Raw genomic sequence first — 21,552 nt, 5'->3', positions numbered from 1 at the left:
CCGGAGCGCCGGACGAACTCACCTGCACGAACGAACGGAAAAGAGCATCGAAAGCCAGAGTTTACCGCGTTCGTTCACAAGCGGCTTTCCACTTCCGGCCGTCCGACACAGTCGCTCTACCCGCGCGTGGCCCCGACATCTGCCGGAGCACGTGGGCCGCTGGGCCGGGTACTGCGAAAGGACGGCGAAACCCCATGCCGGTGCTTCCTCGGCAACGCCACCACACCAGCTCAACTCCCGGTTCCGAGCGAAGCGAGACCGAGCATTGTCCGTTCGCGGCCCCGCGAGCCACAAGGGGGCCGCGAACACGCAGCGCCGCAGGCGCTGCCAATGATTCAGCTCTTCACGCCGCCCGCGGTGAGGCCCGAGATGATCCGGCGCTGGAAGAGCAGCACCATGACGACCAGCGGGATGGTGACGATCGTGCCGGCCGCCATGATCGCCGCGTAGGGCTGCACCAGCGGGTTGTTGCCGGAGAAGCGGGCGATCGCGACGGTGACCGGTTCGGTCTTGTCGCTGGAAAGCAAACGGGCCAGCAAGTATTCGTTGACCGCCGCGATGAACGCGAGAATCGCGGTGGTGAACACGGCGGGGGCGGCCAAGGGCAGCATCACCAAGCGGAACGCCTGCATCTTGGTGGCGCCGTCGATCCGCGCGGCTTCTTCGAGTTCCCACGGCAGTTCGGCGAAGAAGGACGCCAGGATGTAGACCGTCATCGGCAGCACGAACGAGATGTTCGGGATGATCATCGCCTGGTACTCGCCGATCCAGCCGAGGTTGGTGAACAGCTGGAACAGCGGGGTGACCAGGACGACGACGGGGAACATCGAGGCGCTGAGGATCAGCCCGGACACCACGTACTTGCCGCGGAAGGTGAGCCGGGCGAGCGCGTACGCGGCCAGCACCCCGACCGCCAGTGCGATCACCGTGGTGATCGAGCCGATGACGATGCTGTTGACCAGCGCCTTGCCGAAGTTGTTGCCGCGGCTGGTGTCGAACGCGTTGCGGAAGTTCTCCAGCGTGACGTGCGTCGGCCACGGGGTGTTCTCGAAGGTGTAGTCGGGGTCGCGGAACGCGGTGACCGCCATCCAGTAGAACGGCGCGAGGCCCCACACGAGCACGATCAGCGCGCCGAGGTACAGCCGTACCGAGCCGAGGCGCTTGGTCCACGGAACCGGCTGCGCGGCAGGCTGCCCGGTCACGGGCTTTTCCGCTGTCTGCACGGACATCAGTGCGCCTCCCGCTGTTCTTCCTGGGTGCGAACGGCGTTGGCCCCGAGGATCTTCACCAGCACGAACGCCACCGCGAAGATCAAAAGGAAGGTGATGGTGGACAACGCGGCCGCACTGTTGGGGCCTTGCCGGACCTGGTCGACCACCAGGATCGACACCGTGCGGGTGGACGGATTGCCCAGCGTCATGATCGCGGGCAGGTCGTACATGCGCAGCGCGTCCATGGTGCGGAACAGCACCGCGACCAGCAGGGCCGGCTTCAGCAGCGGCAGCGTGATCTGGGTGAACCGCTGCCAGGCCGACGCGCCGTCGACGCGAGCCGCCTCGTACACGTCGGCCGGGATCACTTGCAGACCGGCCAGCAGCAGCAGCGCCATGAACGGCGTGGTCTTCCAGACGTCGGCCGCGATCACCGCGAAGCGGGCAGGCCAGGCGTCGGAGGTCCACAGGATGTGCGTGCCGAGAACGCGGTTGACCACGCCGTCGTACTGGAACATGAACTCCCACAACCGTGCGGTGACGGCGGTGGGGATGGCCCACGGAATCAGCACGGCCGCGCGCAGCAGCGCCCTGCCGCGGAAGGTCTTGCCCATCACCATGGCCATGCCGAGGCCGAGCGTCGCCTCCAGCGCGACGGTCACGACCGTGAAGAACAGCGTGACCCCGATGGCCATCCAGAATTGCGAGCCGAGGTTGCCGGTCGGGCACGGCACCGTCTCACCGGTCACGATCTGGCACTGCTGCAGCAGCCAGTGCGTGTAGTTCGAGAACCCGGCGCTGCCGCCTTCCACGAACATGCCGGTCGCCGGGTCGAGCCCGGGATCCTTCTGGAAGGACATCCACAGGGCCCGGAACACCGGATACCCGATGACGACCGCTAGCGCGATCAGCACCGGCGTGACGAACACCCAGGCTTTCCCGGAGCGTCGCAGGTCCAGGGCCAGCCGTGCGGCGAAGCCGCGCTGGGCCGGAACAACTTCGTCGTCTTTCGGCACGCTAGTCGCCGTTCCCGAAGGATCCGACACCGTTTCTCTCTCCTGCGGGTTCGTCGGGTCCATCGCGCTCGATCACTTACGATCCGGCGGTCTCGATGCCCTTTTGCATACCGGTGATCGCGTCGTCGACGGACTTGGTTCCGTTCAACGCAGCATAGGCGTTGTCTTGGATGGCCTTGCTCACCGCTGGATAGAAGGGTGTCACCGGGCGCGGGACCGCGCTGGCGATGGAGTCCTTGAGCGCGGGCAGGTAGGGCATCTTCGCGATCAGCGCCGGGTCGTCGTACATGGACGCGCGCACCGAGGGCAGCGCGCCGGAGGCGACGATGTGCTGCGCGTCCTCGCTGATCAGGAAGCGCAGGAAGTCCAGCGCGGTGGCCTTGTTCTTGGAGTACGAGCTGATCGCCGCGTTGTAGCCGCCGAGGGTGGAGGCGCCGACGCCGTTGTCCCCGGGCAGCGGAGCGACCGCGAACTTGTCCTTCACGGCGGAGGCCTCGCCGCCGACGTCACCGAAGGTGGACGGCCACGAGCGCAGGAACAGCAGCTTGCCCTGAGCGAAGGCGTTGCTGGACTCCGGCTCCTTGAACGTGATCGCTTCCTTCGGGATGTCGCCGTTGTTGAACGCGTCGACCAGCACCTTCAGTCCGGCGCGCGACTGCGGGCTGTTCACCGTCGGGGTCTTGCCGTCGGCGCCGACGAAGCTGCCGCCGTAGGCGTTGATGACCTCGGCCGCGTTCACGGTCAGGCCCTCGTAGGGCGCGAACTGGCCCGCGTAGCAACCGATGTTCTGCTGGCGTGCGATGGGGCACTGGGCCAGCAGTTCGTTCCAGGTCTTGGGCGGGTTCGGCACCAGGTCCTTGCGGTAGAACAGCAGGCCGCCGTTGGTGTTCCGGGGTGCGGCGTAGAGCGTGTTGTTGTAGGTGGCGCTCGCGACCGGCGGCGAGAGCAGCGCGCTGGTGTCGATGGCGAAGGAGTCCTTCAGCGGCTGGATCCAGCCCTTGGCGGCGAACTCGGCGGTCCAGGGCACGTCCAAGGCGACCACGTCGTAGTTGGACTGCTTGGAACGCATGTGCTCGACCAGGTCGTCGTACTGCTGCGAGGCGTCGTTCGACTGCTCCTTGAACGTCACCTGCTCGTCCGGGTGCGCGGCGTTCCAGCGCTCGATCAGCTGCTTGACCGCGCCGGTCTCGGTGGTGTCCTTGCCCTCGACGTAGGTGATCGGACCACGTCCGGTGAGATTCTGGCTGGTGGGGCTGCCGCCGCTGTCGCTGGAGCAGGCACTGGTGAACGTCGCGGTCAGCAGCCCGACCGACGCGACCGCGACCGCGGCCCGTGGCACGAGCGTCGCACGTAGGGACGACACCTTCTTCACAGCCATCGCAAACACTCCAGGATCGTTCGTGAGCGGCAGCACACCCTGCCGGTGCACAAGGCAAGATACATGGTGTCGATCCGGCGTGCGGGACAGTGGCGCGAAGTCGCCCATTAGGCTGACCGCGATGACTTCGCCGAACGCGGTTCCCGATCGGATGCTCACACGCATCGGTGGGCTGCTGCGCAAGGCCGAATCCACGGACAACGAACACGAGGCCGAAGCGTTCCTCGCCGCGGCTCAGCGACTGGCGACAAAGTCGTCCATCGACCTCGCCGTGGCACGGGCGCACATCGCGGGACGCGAGCGCAGGCCCACCCCCGTGCAGCGGATCATCCCGATCGGCGAGCCGGGCAAACGCGGGTTGCGCACCTACGTCCAGTTGTTCGTCGCGATCGCCACGGCCAACGACGTACGCTGCGACGTTGCCAGGACATCGACGCAGGTCTACGCCTACGGTTTCGACTCCGACATCGATACCTGCGAGGCGCTCTACGCCAGTCTGATCGTGCAGATGGTGCGCGCGTCCGATCAGTACATCAAGTCCGGCGCCTATCGATCGGCCACCGTGGAGAAGATCGTGGTGGAGAAGCGGTGGGGCCGCCAGGTCCGGCGGCGGGTGCAGGCGCCGGTGGCGGGCGTGACGGCGCGGCTGAACTTTCAGATGGCGTTCGCGGCGCGGATCGGGCGGCGGCTGGCCGAGGTGAAGGCAGAGGTCGAAGCCGAGGTGTTGCCCGAGGCCGGGCGCGCGAGCGGCACCGCGCTGGCATTGCGCGACAAAGAGATCGAGCTCACGGATTTCTACGCTCGTACGTCGGAGGCACGTGGCACCTGGCGCGGGCCGCAGGCGTCGACGGGACATTCGGCGGCGGCGCGGGCGGCGGGTGATCGCGCGGGCCGGGCCGCGCGGATCGGGACGTCACCCGAACTCCCGGCCGCCCGTGCGAAATTGACCTCCGAGGGCGGCTGATCGACGTGCGCATCGCGGACTGTCCGGTGCGGGTGGGTCGCCACGACCGGGTCCGGCCGGCCGTCGTGGCGGCGCGGGTCGACAGCCGGCCGGTCCTCGCCGCGGTGCGATCGGCGTCGCGGCGATGACGGTGCGCGATGGTCAGCGCGCCAAGGTGTACGACGCCGAGCAGTTGGTGCGCGGGGTGTTCGATCGCGCCGACGAGCACGGAACGCGCACCGTCGAGCTCTACGGTTCGCATCTCACACTGCCGATCGAGCGCCGCTTCGCGTCAGTGGAATCCGTACAGAGTTATACGGACAAGGTGCTGGGCCTCAATTGGGTACGGGCGCGCTGGGATCGGGCCGCCGTCTCGGTGCGCGTTCGCTCGCGCGTCGGGACCACGGCGGCGCACTACGAGGCGGCCGAGGCCGTCCTCGCGGTTCCGTTGCACACCGGCGGCACCGCCTGGGCGCTGCGGGAACTGGTGATCCTGCACGAACTCGCGCATCACCTGGAGCCCGCGCCCGGATCGGTGGCCGCGCACGGCCCGGAATTCTGCGATCGATATCTGGAACTGGTCGACGGCGTCGTCGGTCCCGAGGCGGCGTTGCTCTTGCGCACCACCATGCTGGGCTGTGGTGTTCGGATCGGGTGAGTTGCCGATATGTACGCGCGGCAGTGCCGCCGGTTGCGGCGTGGTCTATCGCGATGGAGTGCCGCGCGTGCGGTTGCCGGTGCGGATGGCAGCGGTCCGCGCGCTACGGCGCCGGGCTGTCAGAGCAGGGCGGTGACGCGGGCCAGCCGCTCCTGCCACCACTCGGTACGTTCGGGGTCGGGGTGGCGGTGGCGTTCCAGCAGGTCCGGGTCCGGTGCGGGCGGGGTGCGCAGGACCGGGAGATAACCGTCCGACGGGCGCAGGGAGCCCGGCGTCACGTCGCCGGTGAGCAGGCTCAAAGTGCCGAGACCGCAGGCGAAGTCGAGTTCCGGGAGCGCGCCCGCCAGAGCCAGTTGCGCGGCGAGGCCGACGCTGGTCTCCAAGGCGGAGGACACCACGCAGGGCAGTCCCGCCGCCTCCGCTACCTGGAGGGCGCGGCGGACGCCGCCGAGCGGCGTGCACTTGAGGACGGCGATGTCGGCGGCACCGGCGACCGCGACTCGCAGCGGGTCCTCGGCCCGGCGGATGGATTCGTCGGCGGCGATGCGCACGTTCACGCGGCGGCGCACCGCGGCGAGTTCCTCGATGGTCCGGCACGGCTGTTCGACGTACTCCAAGCCGCCCGCGGCCTTGTCGATGCGCTCGATGTGGCGCACGGCGGTGTCGACATCCCAGACCGCGTTGGCATCGACCCGGATCGCGCCGTTCGGGCCGAGCGCGTCGCGCACCGCCTCCACCCTGGCCAGATCCTCCGCGAGCGATTCGGGGTGGTCGGCGACCTTCACCTTGGCGGTGCGGCAGCCGGATCGAGCGACGATCGCGTGCGCCTGCTCCGCCTCGACGGCGGGCACGGTGCAATTGATCGGAATGCGATCCCGCACCGGTTCGGGCCAGCCTGTCGTCACTTGCTCCATGGCGGTGGCCAGCCAGGCGGCGGACTCCCGGTCGTCGTACTCGGGGAACGGACAGAACTCGCCCCACCCGAGCGGTCCCTGGATCAGCATTCCCTCGCGCACCGTGATGCCACGGAAACGGGTGCGCATCGGGATGGCGTAGACGACGTTCTGCTCTGCGGAGTCGCTCATCGCCGCCCAGCTTATTCGGCCGCCGCAACCGATCGGGGGATTGCGCATGCGGACTCGAGTAGTTTCCCGGAGTCGGGATGGCGGCCGGAGCGGGATCGTCGAGGCATGATCCAGACCGGTACCGCACAGCCCTGGCCGCCCTACGGCACGCCCACGGGGCCCGTGGGGCAGCGGCCGGTGCGGACTTGGGACGTCGTGCTCGCCGTCGTGCTGTATTGCGTCGCGGCCGTGCTCGGCCTGGCCGCCGCCTACTTCACCGTTTTCTTCGCCTTCGCCACCGATCCGTGTGGGCCGGACAACTGCCGCACCGACTACTTGGGCTGGGCCTTCGCGGTGTCGTGGGGCGGGACCGCGTTCGCGATCGTCGGCGCGACCGGGATGCTCATCCTGGCCGCCGTCAAGCGCTGGTACATGTGGTACTGGCCGGTGCTGGCGATGGCGCTGATCATCGCCTCGTTCTGCGGCGGCCTCGCGCTCGCGTCCGAGGTCTACCCGGGAGCCTGATCCGTCGAAATGCCGGACGGCCTCGCTGCGGTCATGCTGAAGGTATGGCGTGGCGGTTCCGGCGGCGAATGACCGATGCCTTGCGCGTGGCGCTGGGTTCGGTGATCGTCCTCGGATTCGGCTGGCTGATCGCCTCTTTCGTCCCGCTCTACGAAGTGCTCGCGCGCGACGGCCGCGACGGCCGCGGCGTCGAGTATCTGCCGTGGGCACAGGTCATCGCGTGGACCGGCATCGCGGCGTCGGTGCTCGCGGCGGTCGCCGCGGTGCTGGAGAGAGTACGCGACAAAAGGCCGATCGCCTGGACTCCGCTCATCGCAGTCCCTTTGATCATCGAGTCGTGGTTGGTCGGCCTTCTGATCGCGGTGGTGCTCGTGTCGCTTTGATCGGCCGCGACTTCGTCGCGGCGTGTTCACCGCCCAGCTCGCACCTCGAAAACCTGACCGCCCCGGGGAAGCGCGGAGCGGCCCCGGGTGGCTCTACGGCTGCGGCATGCCCCCGTGCGGACTGTTGAGCACCAGAGGCGCCGAACCCTTCCGCAGATAGCCGAAGTCCTCGTAGTACTCGGTGTGCTGATGCCCGCCGTCCGTCATGTGTTCGTCTGGGAGCTCGACGAACACACGCCGGTGGCGTCGGGATCACAACCTTTCGATGATGGTGGCGTTCGCCAATCCGCCTGCTTCGCACATGGTTTGCAGGCCGTAGCGGGCGCCGCGTTCCTGCATGGCGTGTACCAGCGTGGTCATCAGGCGTGCGCCGGACGCGCCGAGCGGGTGGCCGATGGCGATCGCGCCGCCGTTGACGTTGACCTTCGCCAGATCCGCGCCGGTGTCCTGCGCCCAGGCCAGCACCACCGGCGAGAAGGCCTCGTTGATCTCGATCAGATCGATGTCGGACAGCTGCAAACCGGCGCGCCGCAACACCTTGGCGGTCGCCGGGATCACGGCGGTGAGCATCAGCAACGGGTCGTCACCGGCCACCGCGAAGCTGTGCAGCCGGGCCAGCGGTCGTAAGCCGAGTTCCTTCGCGCGCTCGCTGGTCATGATGAGCACCGCCGCGCTGCCGTCGCTGACCTGGCTGGCCGTCGCCGCCGTGATCGCCCAGCCGATCTGCGGGAAGCGGGCGGCCATGGCCGGATCGTAGTAGGCGGGACGGAGTGCGCCCAGGGTCTCCAGCGTGCTGCCGACCCGGATGCCCTCGTCGGTGGCGAGTCCGTTGATCGGCGCGAGTTCCTTGGCGAACAAGCCGTTCTTGGTGGCGAGTGCCGCTTTCTCGTGGCTGGCGAGCGCGAACTCGTCCAGTTGGGTACGGGTGAGCCCCCACTCGGCCGCGATCAGCTCGGCGCTGATGCCCTGCGACACCAAGCCCTCCGGGTATCGCTCGGTGAAACCGACGCCGGAGATGTCGTCCGAGCCGACCAGATTGGCGCCCATGGGAATCCGGCCCATCGACTCCACGCCCGCGGCGACCACGATGTCGTAGGCGCCCGCGATCACGCCTTGCGCGGCGAAGTGGATCGCCTGCTGGCTGCTGCCGCACTGCCGGTCGACGGTGGTGGCGGGAACGGATTCGGGGTATCCGGCGGCCAGCGCGGCCCGCCTGGTCATATTCGCGCCCTGCTCGCCGAATTGGGTGACGACGCCGCCGATCACGTCGTCGATGAGGGCGGGATCGATCCCGCTGCGCTCCACCACCTCGCGCAGGCTGTGGGCAAGCAGATCCACCGCGTTGACATTGTGCAGTGCGCCGTTCGGCTTGCCTTTGCCGATCGGGGTGCGTACCGCTTCGACGATCACCGCGTCTCTCATGGTGCTTCCTTCCGGACCGAGAGCCCGGCCGCCATGCCTGGCTCTATCAACACATAGTCAGATTACATCTGACAATAGTTGAGGCAAGTCAGCATCGGTATGATGTTCGTCATGGCAGCCGTGATGGAAGGACCGTTGGCCGATCTCAGCGCGTGGAAGGCCGATGAATGCTCGATCGCGAAGGCGATGGACATCGTCGGCACGCGCTCGGCGGTGCTCATCCTGCGCGAGGCGTACTACGGGACCCGACGCTTCGACGGGTTCGCCAGCCGGGTCGGCATCACCGACGCGGCCGCCGCGGCGCAGTTGCGCAAGCTCACCGAGGCGGGCTTGCTGACGAAACAGCCCTACCAGGAGGAAGGCAAACGCACCCGGCACGAATACGTGCTCACCCGGATGGGACGGGATCTGCTGCCCGCCGTGCTCGCGCTCATGCAGTGGGGTGACGCCTACCTGCAACCGGGCCCCGCGCCGCTGCTCTTGGTCGAGGAGGCGACCGGCGCTCCGGTGCGGGTGCAGGTGCGCAGCGCATCCGGCCGCGAGATCGAACTGGAGGAACTGGGCGTGCGGCTCAACGAGGAGTATGGGCACCGGCGGCGCGAACGCCGCCGATCGAACGCGACGGACTGATCGCGCCGGGCCCGCGCACGGCGCGAGCCGGACGCAGGCGCCGAGCCGCGGCGCACCCCGGCCGGAGTGCGGGCGGCGAGACCGCCGAGCTCAGCGCCATCGGCGCGCCGGCCCGGCGGTGAGCTAGTTGAGCCTGCTCCCGTCGGTGCTGAAGAAGTAGATGTGCTCGGCGTCGGTGGACAGCCGCAGGCGCGTACCCTTCGCCGGCGGGTTGCGCCAATCCGCGCGCGCCACAATGGTTTCCCCGGCGCCGTTGGTCGCGCCCTCGGCGACGGTGCGGCCGTAGATGTAGGCGTCGGAACCGAGTTCCTCCACCACGTCCACCTCCATCTCGATGCCGGAGCCTTCGCCGAGCTCGAAGTGCTCCGGCCGGATGCCGACCGTCACGGTGGCCCCCGCGGCATCCGCGACCGTCCGCGGCAGCGCGAGTGCGTGCCCGCCCAGTTCCACCCGGCCATCGGCCACGGGGAGCGTGAACAGGTTCATGGCCGGTGAGCCCATGAAACCCGCGACGAACACGTTGGCCGGATCGCGGTAGAGGTCGCGCGGCGTGGCGCACTGCTGGAGCAGACCGTCCTTCAGCACCGCGACGCGATCACCCATGGTCATCGCCTCGACTTGGTCGTGGGTGACGTACACCGTCGTGGTGGCGAGCCTGCGCTGCAACTGGGCGATCTGCGTGCGGGTCTGCACGCGCAGCTTGGCGTCCAGGTTGGACAGCGGCTCGTCCATCAGGAACACCTGCGGCTGGCGCACGATGGCGCGGCCCATCGCGACCCGCTGGCGCTGACCGCCGGACAGCGCCTTCGGTTTGCGATCCAGGTAGGGCTCCAGGTCGAGCAGTTTGGCGGCCTCCAGGACCCGCTTCTGCTTCTCCGCCTTGGCGACCTTGGCCAGTTTCAGCGCGAAGCCCATGTTCTCCGCGACGGTCATGTGCGGATAGAGCGCGTAGTTCTGGAACACCATGGCGATATCGCGTTCCTTCGGCTCGGCGTGCGTCACATCGTTGTCGCCGATCAGGATGCGGCCGCCGTTGACTTCCTCCAGTCCGGCGAGCATGCGCAGCGAGGTCGATTTTCCGCAGCCGGACGGGCCGACCAGCACGAGGAACTCGCCGTCCTCGATCTCCAGATTCAACCGATCCACCGCGGGTTTGGCGGAGCCGGAGTAGAGCCGCGTCGCGTTGTCGAAGGTCACCGTGGCCATGCCGAATTCACATCCCATCCCGGCAGGAACGTGCCGGACGATCCGAGTAAGGGTTGAGCGGCGATCCTATCCGGCCGGGCGAGGATGAGCCACGTCAGCGTGTTCGAACCTCGAAGAACGCGCGCGGGACTTCGACGAGCATGGTGTCGATCTGCTCCTCGGTGACGCCCTGTCGTAGCGCGTAGGGAAACACGTCGTCGAACAGATGGGTGTAGTGCCACTGCGGCAGGGCGGCCATGGCGGCCGGCTCGATCCAGTCGAGGTAGCAGCTCGCGTCCTGGGAGAGCACCATCCGGTCGGTGTAGCCGCGGCGCACCATTTCGATCAGGGTGTCCGCACGGGCTTCGAAGGTGGTGTCGAGGTTGATGCCGAAGCGGTCCATGCCGAGCACGAATCCGGCGTCGGCGAGTTCGGCGAGGTGATCGCAATCGGTGGTGTCGCCGCTGTGACCGAGCACGATGCGGCCGGGATCGACGCCTTCCTCGTCGCACATCACGCGCTTCACGTCGAGCCCGGTGCGGGACTCCGGATGAGTGTGCACGGTGATCGGGACGCCGGTCTCGAGATGGGCTGCGGCGACCGCGCGCATCACCCGTTCGACGCCCGGAGTCAGCCCTTGCCGGTCGATGGCGCATTTGAGCATCCCCGCCTTCACCCCGGTGCCGGCGATGCCGTCGCGGATGTCGCCGACGAACATGTCGACCATCGGGTCGGGGACCTGCGCGCCGACGATCTCGTTCAAGGCGGGGCCACGGTAGTGGAAGAAGAACGGGACGTCGCCGTAGGTGTAGACCCCGGTGGCCACCACCAGGTTCAGCGGCAACTGCTCGGCGATCCGCTGAATCCGCGGGATGTAGCGGCCCAGCCCGACCACCGTGAGGTCGACGACCGTGCGCACACCAGCGTCGTACGCGACGCGCAACCGCCGTACGGCGTCGGCGACGCGTTCGTCCTCGGACCCCCATTCGGCCGGATAGTTCTGCTGGATGTCCCCCGTGAGCACGAAAACGTGCTCGTGCATCAATGTCACTCCGATATCAGCGGTGTCGATCGGGCCGCGCGCGGTTTCCAGCTGTGCCACAGCGGTTTCTCCTCATCTGAGCTCCACATTCGGGGGAATGCTACGAACCGGAATGTGAGGTGGGCCATATTCGGCGAGGCTGAAACTTCGTACAACTTTCGTGCGGAGCGCACAATCGGTTGCTCAGACCGACGGGCCCGGCCGCAGCACCGCGGGCCCCAGCCAGCGCGCGGCTTCCAACGCCAGGTGCAGGTGCAGCGTGCGGTCGTGATCGTCGAAGGCGTGGCCGATCAGGTCGAGCGCCTGCGCCACTCGGTACTGAACGGTGTTGCGGTGCACGGCAAGTTCCTGCGCGGCCGCGGCGTAACCGCGGTTGTTGGCAATGAAGACGCGCAGGGTTTCGCGCAGCCAGAGATTGCGCTGGGTGTCGGTGGCGAGTGCACCCAGGTAATCGGCCACGTAGTGGCGCAGTTCATCGATGTCGCCGCCCAGCAGCGCGATGGCCGCCACCTGGTCGTGCGACACCGCCCGCGGCGCCTCCGGTCCGGCGAGCAGCACGAGTTCGCGTACCCGGTCGGCTCGGCGCAGGCTTCGACGGAATCCCGCGACGCCCGCGCCGCACCCGCCGATCGCGACCCGCGCCGGTAGCGACAAGGCCGACAGCGCGCGCTCGACGGCGTCGACGTCGATCTTCGTGTCACGGGAAATGGCGAACCACAGCCGGACTTCGCGTTCGTCGGTCGGCACCAGCAACGCCCTGCGCGGGTTGCCGAACAGCGGGACCAGCGCCGCCCGAACGGCATCGAGGACGTCCACCGCGGCTCGCGCCGAGATATGCGGATCGGTCCAGGCATTCACCGCGACGTGGCGCCCGGTCAGGGGATAGCGCAGCACTCGCTCGGCCTGGCCGATGTCTTCGACCGTGCCGTCGAGTACCCGTGCCACCCACTCCTGCCGCAGCCCGCTGCGACTGCCCACCCACCGGTCGCGCTCCTGTTCGTAGGCCACGCCGACGTGCTCGCACACCTGGTCGATGTACACGGCGCTGCGATTGACGAGCCGGATGATGGCCGCCGCGCTGCCGGAACCGCCCAGGTCCACCGCGTAGCGCATCGCGAGTTCGAGGAAACCGGCGTGTCCGACGCGGTACGCGCGAATCAACGCCGACAGCGGTACGTCACGCTGGGCGAGCGTGCGCGCGTACACCAGCGCCCGGGCCGGGGCGTGCACGTCGTGCTCGGCGGCGTCGTTCTGTACGAAGTCGAGCACCGCCATCAGGTTGTCGGTGGTGCCCGCTTCGAACAAGCCCCGCAGGCGGGCGTCCAGGTCGAGCGCGGTCACCTGCGCGCGGATGACCGCCGACAGCTCGGCGATCAGCTGGTCGCGATCGCGCAGGATCGCCGAGACGACCGCGCGAACCACCTCGTCGTCGCCGTCGGCCACACCGACACCTCCATCCGCCACCTCGGCACGCGCCCCAACCTAGCTCGCACCGAGCGGCTACCTGCGGGCATCCGACCGCGCCGGTAGCCTCGGAGCGGGGGCAGGCCGAGCGACGAGGAGCATGTCATGAGTCGTCCAGTTCGTATCGGAGTTCAGCTGCAGCCGCAGCACGCGCCGGAATACGGGCTCATCCGCGACGCCGTGCTGCGCTGTGAGGACGCGGGTGTCGACATCGTGTTCAACTGGGATCACTTCTACCCGCTCACGGGAGACCCCGACGGTGCGCACTTCGAGTGCTGGACGATGCTGGGCGCGTTCGCCGAGCAGACCGAGCGGGTGGAGATCGGCGCGCTGGTCACCGGTGGCGGTTACCGCAATCCCGACCTGCTGGCCGATATGGCGCGCACCGTCGACCACATCAGCGGCGGCCGGCTCATCCTCGGTATCGGCGCGGGCTGGTTCCAGAAGGACTACGACGAGTACGGCTACGACTTCGGCACGCCGGGCAGCAGGCTCGAGCTGCTGAAGGAGAACCTGGCCCGGATCAGCGCCCGGCTGCCGAAGCTGAATCCGCGGCCCACCCGCGACCTTCCGATCCTGATCGGCGGAGGTGGCGAGAAGAAGACGTTGCGGTTGGTCGCGCAGTACGCCGACATGTGGCACACCTTCGCCGACCTGGACGTGCTCGCGCACAAGAACAAGGTGCTCGCCGAGCACTGCGCCGCCGTCGGTACCGACCAGGCGCGCATCGAGCGCTCGGTGCAGTGGCCGGGCCTGGCGAAGGCCCCGGCCTTCGTCGAGGCGGGCGTGACGACCTTCACCATCGGGGTCAGCGGGCCGGACTACGACCTGAGCGAGGTCGCGACGGCCGTCCGGTGGCGCGACGAGGTCAACCCGGAGCCGGTCAGCGGACTGGCCTGAGCCGGGATTGCCTGGCGGCCGTCGCACCATGGCGCGGAATTAGGATCAGGCTGATCGAAATCTCGACCGCAGGCCGGGCATGGCCGCGCGGGCCGCCCGCCTCGGGGTAGCTGTGAATTAGCAGATTCTCGCGGCTAGGGTTGTCCGTCATGGCTGTTCTGCCCGCTGTGCGGTCTCGTGCGTTGATCGCCGTGCTATTGCTTGCCGTCGGTCTCAGCGCGACGGCGTGCGGTACCGGCTCCGACGACGCGGCCACCGAGCGCAACCTCTGCGCACCGCCCGGCCTGGCCGCCGCCTCCGCCGCACCCACCAACCTGGCCGAATCGGCCGCCGCGGGCAGCGACCGCTACACCACCGCGACCACCGCGGCGCCGGCATCGATCGACGTCTCGAAGCTCGGCTTGATCACCCCCGGCAAGCTCAGCGTCGGCACGCTCTCCGACGCCCCGCCGAGCATCTGCGTCGACCAGCAGGGCACGTTCACCGGCTTCGACAACGAGCTGCTGAAGGTGATCGCCGCCAAGCTCGGCCTCCAGGTGGAGTTCTCCGGCACCGAGTTCGCCGGGCTGCTCGCCCAGGTGTCCGGTGGCCGTTTCGACGTGGGTTCGTCCAACATCACCACTACGGACGCGCGCCGCCAGCTGGTCGGCTTCACCAATGGCTACGACTTCGGCTATTTCTCCCTGGTCGTGCCGAACGGCAGTCCGATCAAAGGGTTTTCCGACCTGAACCGGGGCACTCGCATCGCCGTGGTGCAGGGCACGGTGCAGGACGAATTCGTGGTGAACCAGCTGCGGCTGGACCCGGTGAAGTTCCCGGACTACAACACCGCCTACGCCAACCTGAAGTCCGGCCAGGTGGACGCCTGGGTCGCCCCGTCCGCTCAAGCGGAAGGCGCGATCAAGCCGGGTGACGGAACATCGGTGTCGCAGAACACCTTCAGCCTGGACAACTTCGTCGGCTACGCGGTCGCCAAGAACAACCAGCCGCTCATCGACGCGCTCAACAGCGGTCTGGACGCGGTGATCGCGGACGGCACCTACGCCGAGCTCTACGCCCAGTGGGTGCCCCGGCAGCTGCCGCCGGGCTGGAAGCCGGGCTCCAAGGCCGCGCCCGCCCCGCAGCTGCCGGACTTCGCCGCGCTGGCCGCGGGCAAGCAAACGGGCGAGTCGGAGCAGAACGCGCCGAAATCCACCGTGCAGCAGTTGAAGGACACGTTCTTCGACTGGTCGCTGTACCGCAAGGCATTCCCTGACCTGTTCAAGACCGGTCTGCCGAATACCTTGATCCTCGCGGTGGTCTCGGGTGCGCTCGGCACCGTCCTCGGCATGCTGCTCGCGGTCGCCGGGATCTCACGGACCCGCTGGTTACGCTGGCCGGCAAGGGTGTACACCGATATCTTCCGCGGCTTGCCCGCCGTGGTGATCATCCTGCTGATCGGTCTCGGGGTCGGCCCGGTGGTGCGCAACCTCACCGGCAACAACCCGTATTGGCTCGGTGCGGTGGCGCTGGCATTGCTCGCGTCGGCCTATATCGGCGAGATCTTCCGCTCCGGCATCCAATCGGTCGAGGCCGGGCAGCTGGAGGCGGCGCGCGCGATCGGTTTCGGTTACCGCCAGGCGATGACGCTGGTGGTGATCCCGCAAGGCGTGCGCCGGGTGCTGCCGGCGCTGATGAACCAGTTCATCGCGCTGATCAAGGACTCGTCGCTGATCTACTTCCTCGGCCTGCTCGCCACCCAGCGCGAGCTGTTCGCCGTCGGCCGCGATCTCAACGCGCAGACCGGGAATCTGTCGCCGCTGGTGGCCGCCGGACTGGTCTATTTGATCCTCACCATCCCGCTCACCCACCTGGTGAACTACATCGACCGCCGGATGCGGACCGGCCGGCCGGACCGGCCGATCGACCAGGTCGAGGCGGCCACGATCACGGAAGGGCGCGGATAGATGAGTGCCTCCCTCACCGGTACCGGACTGCATTTGACGCTGGGGCACAATCACGTGCTGCGCGGGATCGACATCCACGTCGACGCGGGCAAGACCGCCACCGTCATCGGGCCGTCCGGCTCGGGTAAATCGACCCTGCTGCGGGTGCTGAACCGGCTGTACGAGCCGGACCAGGGCGACGTGCTGCTGGACGGCAAGTCCGTGCTCACCGAGAATCCGGACCGGCTGCGCCAGCGCATCGGCATGGTGTTCCAGCACTTCAACTTGTTCCCGCACAAGACCGTCGCGGAGAACGTCGCGCTGGGTCCGCGCAAGCTGCGTGGGCTGAGCAAGGATCGGGCGCGGGCGCTGGCCGTCGAGCAGTTGGAGATCGTCGGTCTGGCGGACAAGGCCGACACCCGGCCGGCCAACCTGTCCGGAGGGCAGCAGCAGCGCGTCGCCATCGCGCGGGCGTTGGCGATGCAGCCGGAGATCATGTTCTTCGACGAGGCCACCTCGGCGCTGGACCCCGAGTTGGTGAAGGGGGTGCTCGCGCTGATGGCCGACCTCGCCTCCGGTGGCATGTCGATGGTCGTGGTGACCCATGAGATGGGCTTCGCCCGCTCGGTGTCCGACAGCGTGGTGTTCATGGACCAAGGGCAGGTCGTGGAGACCGGCACGCCGGACGCTTTGTTCGACGACGCGCGGACGCCGCGCTTGCAGAGGTTCCTCTCCCAGGTGCTCTGAACCGCGGGGGACAGTCCAGCACACGCAGGGCAATCTCGATTGATGCGCATCTGCTAATGTATCGATCATCACGATTCCAGCTATCCGATCAAGGAAAGAGGGAAACTCGATGACCACAGCACACGCGCAGCACACCGGCCACGACCATGTGCACGGCCCGGACTGCGGGCACGCGGCGTTCCAGCACGGCGATCACATCGACTACGCCCACGATGGTCATCTGCACCGCGAACACCAGGGGCACTACGACGAATGCGAGCGGGCGGGGCACACCGAGTGCGCCGATCATCCGCATCAGCACGGTCCCAACTGCGGCCACGAGGCCGTCCAGCACGGCGACCACGTCGACTACCTGCACGACGGACACCGCCACGCCGCCCACGACGGACACTTCGACGAGCACTGATCGCGTCGGTACCCGGTTCTAGAGTCGAGCGGGTGATCGAAGAACTCGAGATTCGCACCGGGGCGGGCGCCTTCGACGTACTGGCCGCCGGGGCTCCCGGCGACCGTGAGGTGCTGTTGCTGCACGGGTTTCCGCAGGGCGCGCGCGAGTGGGAGTTCCAGCTCGGCGTGCTGGGCGGCGGCGGTTGCCGTGCCGTCGCACCCGACCAGCGCGGATATTCACCGGGAGTGCGGCCCGAGCGGGCCGCCGAGTACCGGCTCGAGGAGTTGGTCGGCGACGTGGTGGCGATCGCCGACGCGCTGGGGTGGGAGCGCTTCGACCTGATCGGCCACGACTGCGGGGCGATGGTCGGGTGGGCGGTGGCCGCGGAGCTGCCGGAGCGGGTCCGCACCTTCAGCGCGGTGTCGCATCCGCATCCCGCCGCGCTCGCGCAGGCGATGGCCGAGGACGAGGACCAAGCGCAGCGCTCGCACCACCTGACCACGCTGCGTGAGCCGCGTACCGCGGAGCGGATCTTGCTCGCCGACGACGGGGCCGCGCTGCGCCGGATCTTCGAGTGGAAGGTTCCGGAGGAACGCGTCGAGGACTATGCGCGCAGGCTGGCCGAGCCCGGTGCGCTCACCGCGGCGCTGAACTGGTACCGCGGCATGCGTCTCGCGGGTCCGATCGGCCCGGTGGACGTTCCCACCCTGTACGTGTGGGGGACCGAGGACGCGACCGTCGGATCCACCGCGGCGCTGGCCACCCAGAAATACGTATCCGGCCCGTACCGATTCGAGATGCTCGAGGACGTCTCGCATTGGATCCCGGAGGAGGCGCCCGAGGCGCTCACCCGGCTGCTGATCCAGCACCTGCTCTCCCATCGCGACTGAATGCGTCGGCGCCGCCGCCGATCCCGGCGTTTCCCGGACAGGGTGTGCGAGCAGAGAGAAAGCTGAGGCTCGTCCACACATCCGAGGGAGGTGAACCGTGGACGTCAAGGAAATCAATCGGCGAACCATCGCGCAGTTCCGAGCGGGCGGCGAGATCGACGGCATGCAGCGCGACCGCCTGATCTTGCTGACCACGACCGGCCGCAGCACCGGCGCCCCCTACACCACTCCGATGATGTTCCACCGTGACGGCGACCGGCTGTTGATCGTCGCTTCCAACATCGGCGCACCCAGACACCCCGACTGGTACCTGAACCTGCGGAAAGACCCGCACGTCACCGTCGAGGTGGGCGAGGAGACCTATCCGGCGCTGGCCACCCCGCTGACCGGCGACGACCGTGCGGGCACCTGGGCGATGCTGAAGAACACCTATCCGTTCTTCGCCGAGCACGAAATGAACACCGCCCGAGTCATTCCGGTGGTCGCCCTCACGCGGGCGTGAGGATGCGGTCCGGCACCGCGCTACCCGACCGGTGACCGATCAGCGGGCAGCCGTGTCGGTGCGGGAAGTCGTCGCGTCGACTCGGCGGTCGGCGACCAGGTCGAGCAGGGCGTTCAGGTTGTCCGGGTCGGTGGGGTCGAGGGCCCCTTCCGGTAGGGCCAATTCGGTGAGCCGTTGCCCCCGATGAAAGGCGGCGGGGCGCAGCGGCGGCGCGTCGTCAGGTTGTCCGAGGATGGTGGCGAGGTTTCCGTCGTTGTCGTAGACGGCGTAGTAGCGCATTGATGGGCTCCTCAGAGGCCGGTCGAGGCGGTGATCCGACTGGTGTAGCTACGTCTCCTGCTCAGAACTCGTAATGGCCGACGGCGTTCGAGCTTATCCATACGTTCGATGCTGAGTGTCGGTTTGCGCAGGAGTAGCGTTACCCGTTTTTCCGCGAATCTCTCGGCATCGCCGCACGTAGAGCGGTGTATGGAGACTGTGGAGCGGGATTTGCCGGGGTCAGGTGCACACGGTCGCGAATGCCGCCCACAACACCGGGGAATGCTCGATCCGGCCGGTGTCGCGCCAAGCGCTCAGGCGTTCGCGCTGCCATTCGGCGAGTGCGGTCACCGGGTCGGGCTGTTCGTGCGCGCCGTCGATGGCGCAGACGGCCTGCTGTAGCGGTTGGGCCTGCGGCGGCGCGCCCGCGACGCGCTGGAAGGCGAAATCGGTGGGCAGCGCCCACCTGCTCGCGGTGACCAGTTCCGCACCGCCGGTGATCATCGCGGCGGTCAAACCGAGCGCCTCGCTGAACCGCAGGTCGCCCCCGCTCTCGCAGGCGATCAGCGCGACCCGGCTCGGCATCGGCCACAGTTGCGGTCCGGCAACGGGATCCGCGTCGATGGTGTGCGTGCCCAGCAGTAGGTCTTTGGCCGAGAGCGGCCGGTGCGTGCGGGACGGCTCGGCGAAGCCGACGGCGTCGGCGGTGCAGGCGAGGTGCAACTCGGCGTCCTCGCTACGGCCGGATTCGGGCGCGGCGGCGGTGACGTGCCCGACGTAGACCAGGCGGCTCGCGCCCGCCCGCAGGGTGGCGCCGAGCCAGGCGCGGTCCACATCGGTGCGCCGGAAGGCGTCCACCGGATTCGGTACCGCCGGACGCAATCGGTCCTCCGCGGCGTAAGTCGCGATCCGTTGCGCGAGCGGGGCTTCGGCGGTCATCCGGCCCAGGACCGAACCGAGCGTCGAATCGGCGCGGAAGCCGGGTATGCGCGGGTCCAGCACCGCGACGACCGGAAGGGCGGCGCTCTCGGTCCATGCGCGCGCGATCCGTCCCGGCGCTTGCACGACACTCGCCGGTGCGAGCAGGCTGACGTCGGCGATGTCGATCAGCCGGACCTCGCGGTCCGGCGCGATGAGTTCCCACGGCACCTGCGCCAGACGCGGTGACGGTTGCAGCCGGATATGCGGGCGCACGCCGCCCTGCCACAGCTCGTAGAGTTGTGCGGCCAGTCCGTACGGCAACAGTGCCTGGGAAAGTGCTTGCGCGACGGCGTATTCCCGCTCGTAGTCGGCGAACGCGCCGGTGGTGAGGGCGTGCGTGAGACCACCGGTCTCGGCGGGCCGCGGGAGCGCCTCGGCGAGCAGTCCCACCGCCCGCACGGCCGCGTCTTCCGGAAGCACGCCCGCGCCGCGGGGTGCGCTGTCATCGACCCACCGCCACGACACGTAGACGTCTCCCGCGTCCGCCATGCGGACGAGCACGGTCGGTCGCGTCATACCGTCAGCACCCGATCGTCACGGATCACCCGGCCGTAGCGCTGTTCGGCGGCGACGATGAACGGCGCGAGCGCGATCCGGCCTTCCGCGGCCAACGCCAAGCGCGGCGGCGGCGCGACCGGCAGTCCCGCTCCGGCCGCGACCTCGGCCAGGGCGGCGCCCAATTGCAGGGCGGCGCTGCCGGGATGATCGGTGAAATCCTCCGGTGCGTCCAGTAAATCGAGCGGAAGTCGCGCAGGAGTATCCCGCTCGGCTCTATCGATGGCCAAAGTAGTCCCAGCGCACTGTGTTTCGATCAAATCGGCGACTAGCACGCCATTGCCGGCCAGGTAGGCGAAGCGAAACGCCAGCCGCATGGCAGGGTCGGCGATCTGCCGGTTCCACTGCTCGCGTTGCGTGCCGTTCGGCAGGGTGTAGCGCACGGCGTCGATGGCCAGAGCCGCCGGAACGGCGATCCCGACCGCCTGCGCGAGCATTTGCGCGGGTGGCGACTCGGTCGCGCTGATCGCGCCTTCCAAGAGCGTCGCGTGCCAGAAATCGAGCTGAGCGCAGTGCAGGCCGAGCCCACGCTCGGCATAGGTCGCGAACGCCGCGGCGAGCAGTTGCTCGGATTCGCCGGCCCGGCCGGTCCGGAATGCCACCGTAGCCAACCGGATGCGCAGGTCGGCCGCGTCGAGCACGGCGCCGGACGCGACGAAATACGCCAGACTCCGTCCGTAGCAGTCCTCGGCGACCGCCAAATCGCCTCGCCCCTCGGCGAGAAAACCCATGGTCTTGAGGCCGACTCCGGCTCGGTGCCCCAGACCGGCCCGCTCGAAATACTGCTGACTCGATCGCAGCGGCGCCTCCGCCTCGTCGTACCGCTCGATGCGAACGAGCATGATGGCGAGGTTCTGTTCGGTCTCGGCGACCGCGTTCCGATCGCCCGCGTCCTCGAACGCGGCCAGTGCCTGCCGCGCGAAATCCACGGCCAAGTCGCGGCGTCCGGTCTCGAAATAGGTGGCGGCGAGATTCATCAGCGGATGGCCGGCCAGCTGCGGCGCGAAACGCCGTGCCGCCTCCAGCGATTCGGTGGCCAGCTCGGCGGCGTAGGCCCAGTTCTGCCGGTGCAGCGCGACGGCGGTCAGGGAGAGCAGGCAAGCCACCCGCAGCACGCCCAGATCGCTGTCGGTGTTGTCGGCGAGCAAGGCCCGCGCCTGCTCCAGAGCCGCTTGCGCTTCGTCGAGCTCACCGAGATGCTGAAGCGCCTGCGACATGTTGACCAGGGCATTCGGACGCAATCGCGGTGCGTCGTCCGACATTTCGGCCAGCGCCGAGCGGTAGAGCGCGAGCGAGGCGGCGTGGTCGCCGAGTTCGTCGGCCATGCTAGCGGCATTGATGATCGCGCCGAGCCGGATGTCGCCAGTGGTTCGTTCGGCGGCATCTTCGAAGAGGCGCTTCGCTTCGACCGTGTCCCCTCGGGCGTACGCGTCGGCGCCTACGGCGAGCAGTTCACGGCCGTCGTCCGCGGTCTCGTCGGCCATC

General features: G+C 68.5%; 22 protein-coding genes. 11 read left to right on the top strand and 11 right to left on the bottom strand.

The features are described 5' to 3' along the window. Window positions 1-335 precede the first annotated feature (335 nt). Genes IU450_RS02825 through IU450_RS02815 form a run of 3 tightly spaced genes read right to left on the bottom strand, consistent with a single transcriptional unit; the run spans window position 336 to window position 3,605 of the window. Window positions 336-1,229, bottom strand: coding sequence for a carbohydrate ABC transporter permease (locus IU450_RS02825; RefSeq protein ID WP_228833922.1), 894 nt, complete (start codon window positions 1,227-1,229; stop codon window positions 336-338). Continuing rightward, window positions 1,229-2,257: a sugar ABC transporter permease gene (locus tag IU450_RS02820; protein WP_324197502.1), complete on the bottom strand. Its 1,029-nt coding sequence runs from the start codon at window positions 2,255-2,257 to the stop codon at window positions 1,229-1,231. Before IU450_RS02820 ends, IU450_RS02825 begins: the two co-directional genes overlap by 1 nt. A 46-nt stretch (window positions 2,258-2,303) precedes the next feature. Further along, window positions 2,304-3,605 carry an ABC transporter substrate-binding protein gene (locus tag IU450_RS02815; protein ID WP_195148184.1) on the bottom strand — a complete coding sequence of 434 codons (1,302 nt, stop codon included), beginning with the start codon at window positions 3,603-3,605 and terminating at the stop codon, window positions 2,304-2,306. 121 nt (window positions 3,606-3,726) lie between these two features. Between IU450_RS02815 and IU450_RS02810 the strand changes: the two genes are divergently transcribed. Together IU450_RS02810 and IU450_RS02805 are read left to right on the top strand one after the other, a co-directional pair. After that, window positions 3,727-4,569 carry a DUF2786 domain-containing protein gene (locus tag IU450_RS02810; RefSeq protein ID WP_228833921.1) on the top strand — a complete coding sequence of 281 codons (843 nt, stop codon included), beginning with the start codon at window positions 3,727-3,729 and terminating at the stop codon, window positions 4,567-4,569. A gap of 124 nt (window positions 4,570-4,693) precedes the next feature. Beyond that, entirely contained in the window at window positions 4,694-5,206 is a 513-nt protein-coding gene (locus IU450_RS02805; protein WP_195148183.1) for a TIGR04338 family metallohydrolase, read from the top strand. Between the two features lie 119 nt (window positions 5,207-5,325). On the opposite strand, the gene IU450_RS02800 is transcribed toward IU450_RS02805, so the two are convergent. Continuing rightward, a complete protein-coding gene (locus IU450_RS02800) occupies window positions 5,326-6,291 on the bottom strand; it encodes an o-succinylbenzoate synthase (protein ID WP_195148182.1) in 966 nt (321 codons plus the stop codon). A gap of 105 nt (window positions 6,292-6,396) precedes the next feature. Between IU450_RS02800 and IU450_RS02795 the strand changes: the two genes are divergently transcribed. Both IU450_RS02795 and IU450_RS02790 read left to right on the top strand, forming a co-directional pair. Further along, window positions 6,397-6,795 carry a hypothetical protein gene (locus IU450_RS02795; RefSeq protein ID WP_195148181.1) on the top strand — a complete coding sequence of 133 codons (399 nt, stop codon included), beginning with the start codon at window positions 6,397-6,399 and terminating at the stop codon, window positions 6,793-6,795. 44 nt (window positions 6,796-6,839) lie between these two features. Continuing rightward, window positions 6,840-7,178 carry a hypothetical protein gene (locus IU450_RS02790; RefSeq protein ID WP_195148180.1) on the top strand — a complete coding sequence of 113 codons (339 nt, stop codon included), beginning with the start codon at window positions 6,840-6,842 and terminating at the stop codon, window positions 7,176-7,178. Window positions 7,179-7,430: 252 nt separating this feature from the next. Here IU450_RS02790 and IU450_RS02785 read toward each other — a convergent pair whose 3' ends face one another. After that, window positions 7,431-8,600 carry a thiolase family protein gene (locus IU450_RS02785; RefSeq protein ID WP_195148179.1) on the bottom strand — a complete coding sequence of 390 codons (1,170 nt, stop codon included), beginning with the start codon at window positions 8,598-8,600 and terminating at the stop codon, window positions 7,431-7,433. A 99-nt stretch (window positions 8,601-8,699) separates the two neighbouring features. Here IU450_RS02785 and IU450_RS02780 point away from each other — a divergent pair, with 99 nt between their 5' ends. Next, window positions 8,700-9,230 (top strand): winged helix-turn-helix transcriptional regulator, encoded by a 531-nt coding sequence (locus IU450_RS02780; RefSeq protein WP_195148178.1) that lies wholly within the window; start codon window positions 8,700-8,702, stop codon window positions 9,228-9,230. 123 nt (window positions 9,231-9,353) lie between these two features. On the opposite strand, the gene IU450_RS02775 is transcribed toward IU450_RS02780, so the two are convergent. The 3 genes from IU450_RS02775 to IU450_RS02765 all read right to left on the bottom strand — a co-directional run bounded on the left by IU450_RS02775 (window position 9,354) and on the right by IU450_RS02765 (window position 12,900). Continuing rightward, window positions 9,354-10,436 (bottom strand): ABC transporter ATP-binding protein, encoded by a 1,083-nt coding sequence (locus IU450_RS02775; protein WP_195148177.1) that lies wholly within the window; start codon window positions 10,434-10,436, stop codon window positions 9,354-9,356. Window positions 10,437-10,530: 94 nt separating this feature from the next. Next, a complete protein-coding gene (locus IU450_RS02770; protein WP_195148176.1) occupies window positions 10,531-11,517 on the bottom strand; it encodes a phosphotriesterase family protein in 987 nt (328 codons plus the stop codon). Window positions 11,518-11,640: 123 nt separating this feature from the next. After that, a complete protein-coding gene (locus tag IU450_RS02765; protein ID WP_195148175.1) occupies window positions 11,641-12,900 on the bottom strand; it encodes a PucR family transcriptional regulator in 1,260 nt (419 codons plus the stop codon). Window positions 12,901-13,026: 126 nt separating this feature from the next. Here IU450_RS02765 and IU450_RS02760 point away from each other — a divergent pair, with 126 nt between their 5' ends. The 6 genes from IU450_RS02760 to IU450_RS02735 all read left to right on the top strand — a co-directional run bounded on the left by IU450_RS02760 (window position 13,027) and on the right by IU450_RS02735 (window position 18,273). Then, window positions 13,027-13,821, top strand: coding sequence for an LLM class F420-dependent oxidoreductase (locus IU450_RS02760; RefSeq protein ID WP_195148174.1), 795 nt, complete (start codon window positions 13,027-13,029; stop codon window positions 13,819-13,821). A 149-nt stretch (window positions 13,822-13,970) separates the two neighbouring features. Beyond that, a complete protein-coding gene (locus IU450_RS02755; protein WP_195148173.1) occupies window positions 13,971-15,767 on the top strand; it encodes an ABC transporter substrate-binding protein/permease in 1,797 nt (598 codons plus the stop codon). Continuing rightward, window positions 15,768-16,493 carry an amino acid ABC transporter ATP-binding protein gene (locus IU450_RS02750; protein WP_195148172.1) on the top strand — a complete coding sequence of 242 codons (726 nt, stop codon included), beginning with the start codon at window positions 15,768-15,770 and terminating at the stop codon, window positions 16,491-16,493. A gap of 109 nt (window positions 16,494-16,602) precedes the next feature. Then, window positions 16,603-16,899 (top strand): hypothetical protein, encoded by a 297-nt coding sequence (locus IU450_RS02745; RefSeq protein WP_195148171.1) that lies wholly within the window; start codon window positions 16,603-16,605, stop codon window positions 16,897-16,899. A 32-nt stretch (window positions 16,900-16,931) separates the two neighbouring features. Continuing rightward, entirely contained in the window at window positions 16,932-17,771 is an 840-nt protein-coding gene (locus IU450_RS02740; protein WP_195148170.1) for an alpha/beta fold hydrolase, read from the top strand. 97 nt (window positions 17,772-17,868) lie between these two features. After that, the gene (locus IU450_RS02735; protein WP_324197501.1) at window positions 17,869-18,273 is read left to right on the top strand and encodes a nitroreductase family deazaflavin-dependent oxidoreductase; all 405 of its coding nucleotides are present in this window, start codon (window positions 17,869-17,871) and stop codon (window positions 18,271-18,273) included. Between the two features lie 39 nt (window positions 18,274-18,312). Here IU450_RS02735 and IU450_RS02730 read toward each other — a convergent pair whose 3' ends face one another. The 3 genes from IU450_RS02730 to IU450_RS02720 all read right to left on the bottom strand — a co-directional run bounded on the left by IU450_RS02730 (window position 18,313) and on the right by IU450_RS02720 (window position 21,551). After that, window positions 18,313-18,552: a hypothetical protein gene (locus IU450_RS02730; protein WP_195148169.1), complete on the bottom strand. Its 240-nt coding sequence runs from the start codon at window positions 18,550-18,552 to the stop codon at window positions 18,313-18,315. A 219-nt stretch (window positions 18,553-18,771) separates the two neighbouring features. After that, entirely contained in the window at window positions 18,772-20,028 is a 1,257-nt protein-coding gene (locus IU450_RS02725) for a CHAT domain-containing protein (RefSeq protein WP_195148168.1), read from the bottom strand. Then, window positions 20,025-21,551, bottom strand: a complete 1,527-nt coding sequence (locus IU450_RS02720) for a tetratricopeptide repeat protein (RefSeq protein ID WP_195148167.1) — start codon at window positions 21,549-21,551, stop codon at window positions 20,025-20,027. Before IU450_RS02720 ends, IU450_RS02725 begins: the two co-directional genes overlap by 4 nt. Between the last annotated feature and the right edge of the window lies 1 nt (window position 21,552).

Source organism: Nocardia abscessus, assembly GCF_015477775.1.
GTDB lineage: Bacteria > Actinomycetota > Actinomycetes > Mycobacteriales > Mycobacteriaceae > Nocardia > Nocardia abscessus_A.
Note: the sequence above shows the minus strand (reverse complement) of the source record. Positions and strands in the feature narration are given on the sequence as shown.

What these genes read in the sequence shown, in the direction of transcription:
- IU450_RS02825 (WP_228833922.1), bottom strand. Translation starts at nt 1,229, where the DNA reads ATGTCCGTGCAGACAGCGGAAAAGCCCGTGACCGGGCAGCCTGCCGCG.
- IU450_RS02815 (WP_195148184.1), bottom strand. Translation starts at nt 3,605, where the DNA reads ATGGCTGTGAAGAAGGTGTCGTCCCTACGTGCGACGCTCGTGCCACGG.
- IU450_RS02810 (WP_228833921.1), top strand. Translation starts at nt 3,727, where the DNA reads ATGACTTCGCCGAACGCGGTTCCCGATCGGATGCTCACACGCATCGGT.
- IU450_RS02805 (WP_195148183.1), top strand. Translation starts at nt 4,694, where the DNA reads ATGACGGTGCGCGATGGTCAGCGCGCCAAGGTGTACGACGCCGAGCAG.
- IU450_RS02800 (WP_195148182.1), bottom strand. Translation starts at nt 6,291, where the DNA reads ATGAGCGACTCCGCAGAGCAGAACGTCGTCTACGCCATCCCGATGCGC.
- IU450_RS02795 (WP_195148181.1), top strand. Translation starts at nt 6,397, where the DNA reads ATGATCCAGACCGGTACCGCACAGCCCTGGCCGCCCTACGGCACGCCC.
- IU450_RS02790 (WP_195148180.1), top strand. Translation starts at nt 6,840, where the DNA reads ATGGCGTGGCGGTTCCGGCGGCGAATGACCGATGCCTTGCGCGTGGCG.
- IU450_RS02785 (WP_195148179.1), bottom strand. Translation starts at nt 8,600, where the DNA reads ATGAGAGACGCGGTGATCGTCGAAGCGGTACGCACCCCGATCGGCAAA.
- IU450_RS02780 (WP_195148178.1), top strand. Translation starts at nt 8,700, where the DNA reads ATGATGTTCGTCATGGCAGCCGTGATGGAAGGACCGTTGGCCGATCTC.
- IU450_RS02775 (WP_195148177.1), bottom strand. Translation starts at nt 10,436, where the DNA reads ATGGCCACGGTGACCTTCGACAACGCGACGCGGCTCTACTCCGGCTCC.
- IU450_RS02760 (WP_195148174.1), top strand. Translation starts at nt 13,027, where the DNA reads ATGAGTCGTCCAGTTCGTATCGGAGTTCAGCTGCAGCCGCAGCACGCG.
- IU450_RS02755 (WP_195148173.1), top strand. Translation starts at nt 13,971, where the DNA reads ATGGCTGTTCTGCCCGCTGTGCGGTCTCGTGCGTTGATCGCCGTGCTA.
- IU450_RS02750 (WP_195148172.1), top strand. Translation starts at nt 15,768, where the DNA reads ATGAGTGCCTCCCTCACCGGTACCGGACTGCATTTGACGCTGGGGCAC.
- IU450_RS02745 (WP_195148171.1), top strand. Translation starts at nt 16,603, where the DNA reads ATGACCACAGCACACGCGCAGCACACCGGCCACGACCATGTGCACGGC.
- IU450_RS02730 (WP_195148169.1), bottom strand. Translation starts at nt 18,552, where the DNA reads ATGCGCTACTACGCCGTCTACGACAACGACGGAAACCTCGCCACCATC.
- IU450_RS02725 (WP_195148168.1), bottom strand. Translation starts at nt 20,028, where the DNA reads ATGACGCGACCGACCGTGCTCGTCCGCATGGCGGACGCGGGAGACGTC.
- IU450_RS02720 (WP_195148167.1), bottom strand. Translation starts at nt 21,551, where the DNA reads ATGGCCGACGAGACCGCGGACGACGGCCGTGAACTGCTCGCCGTAGGC.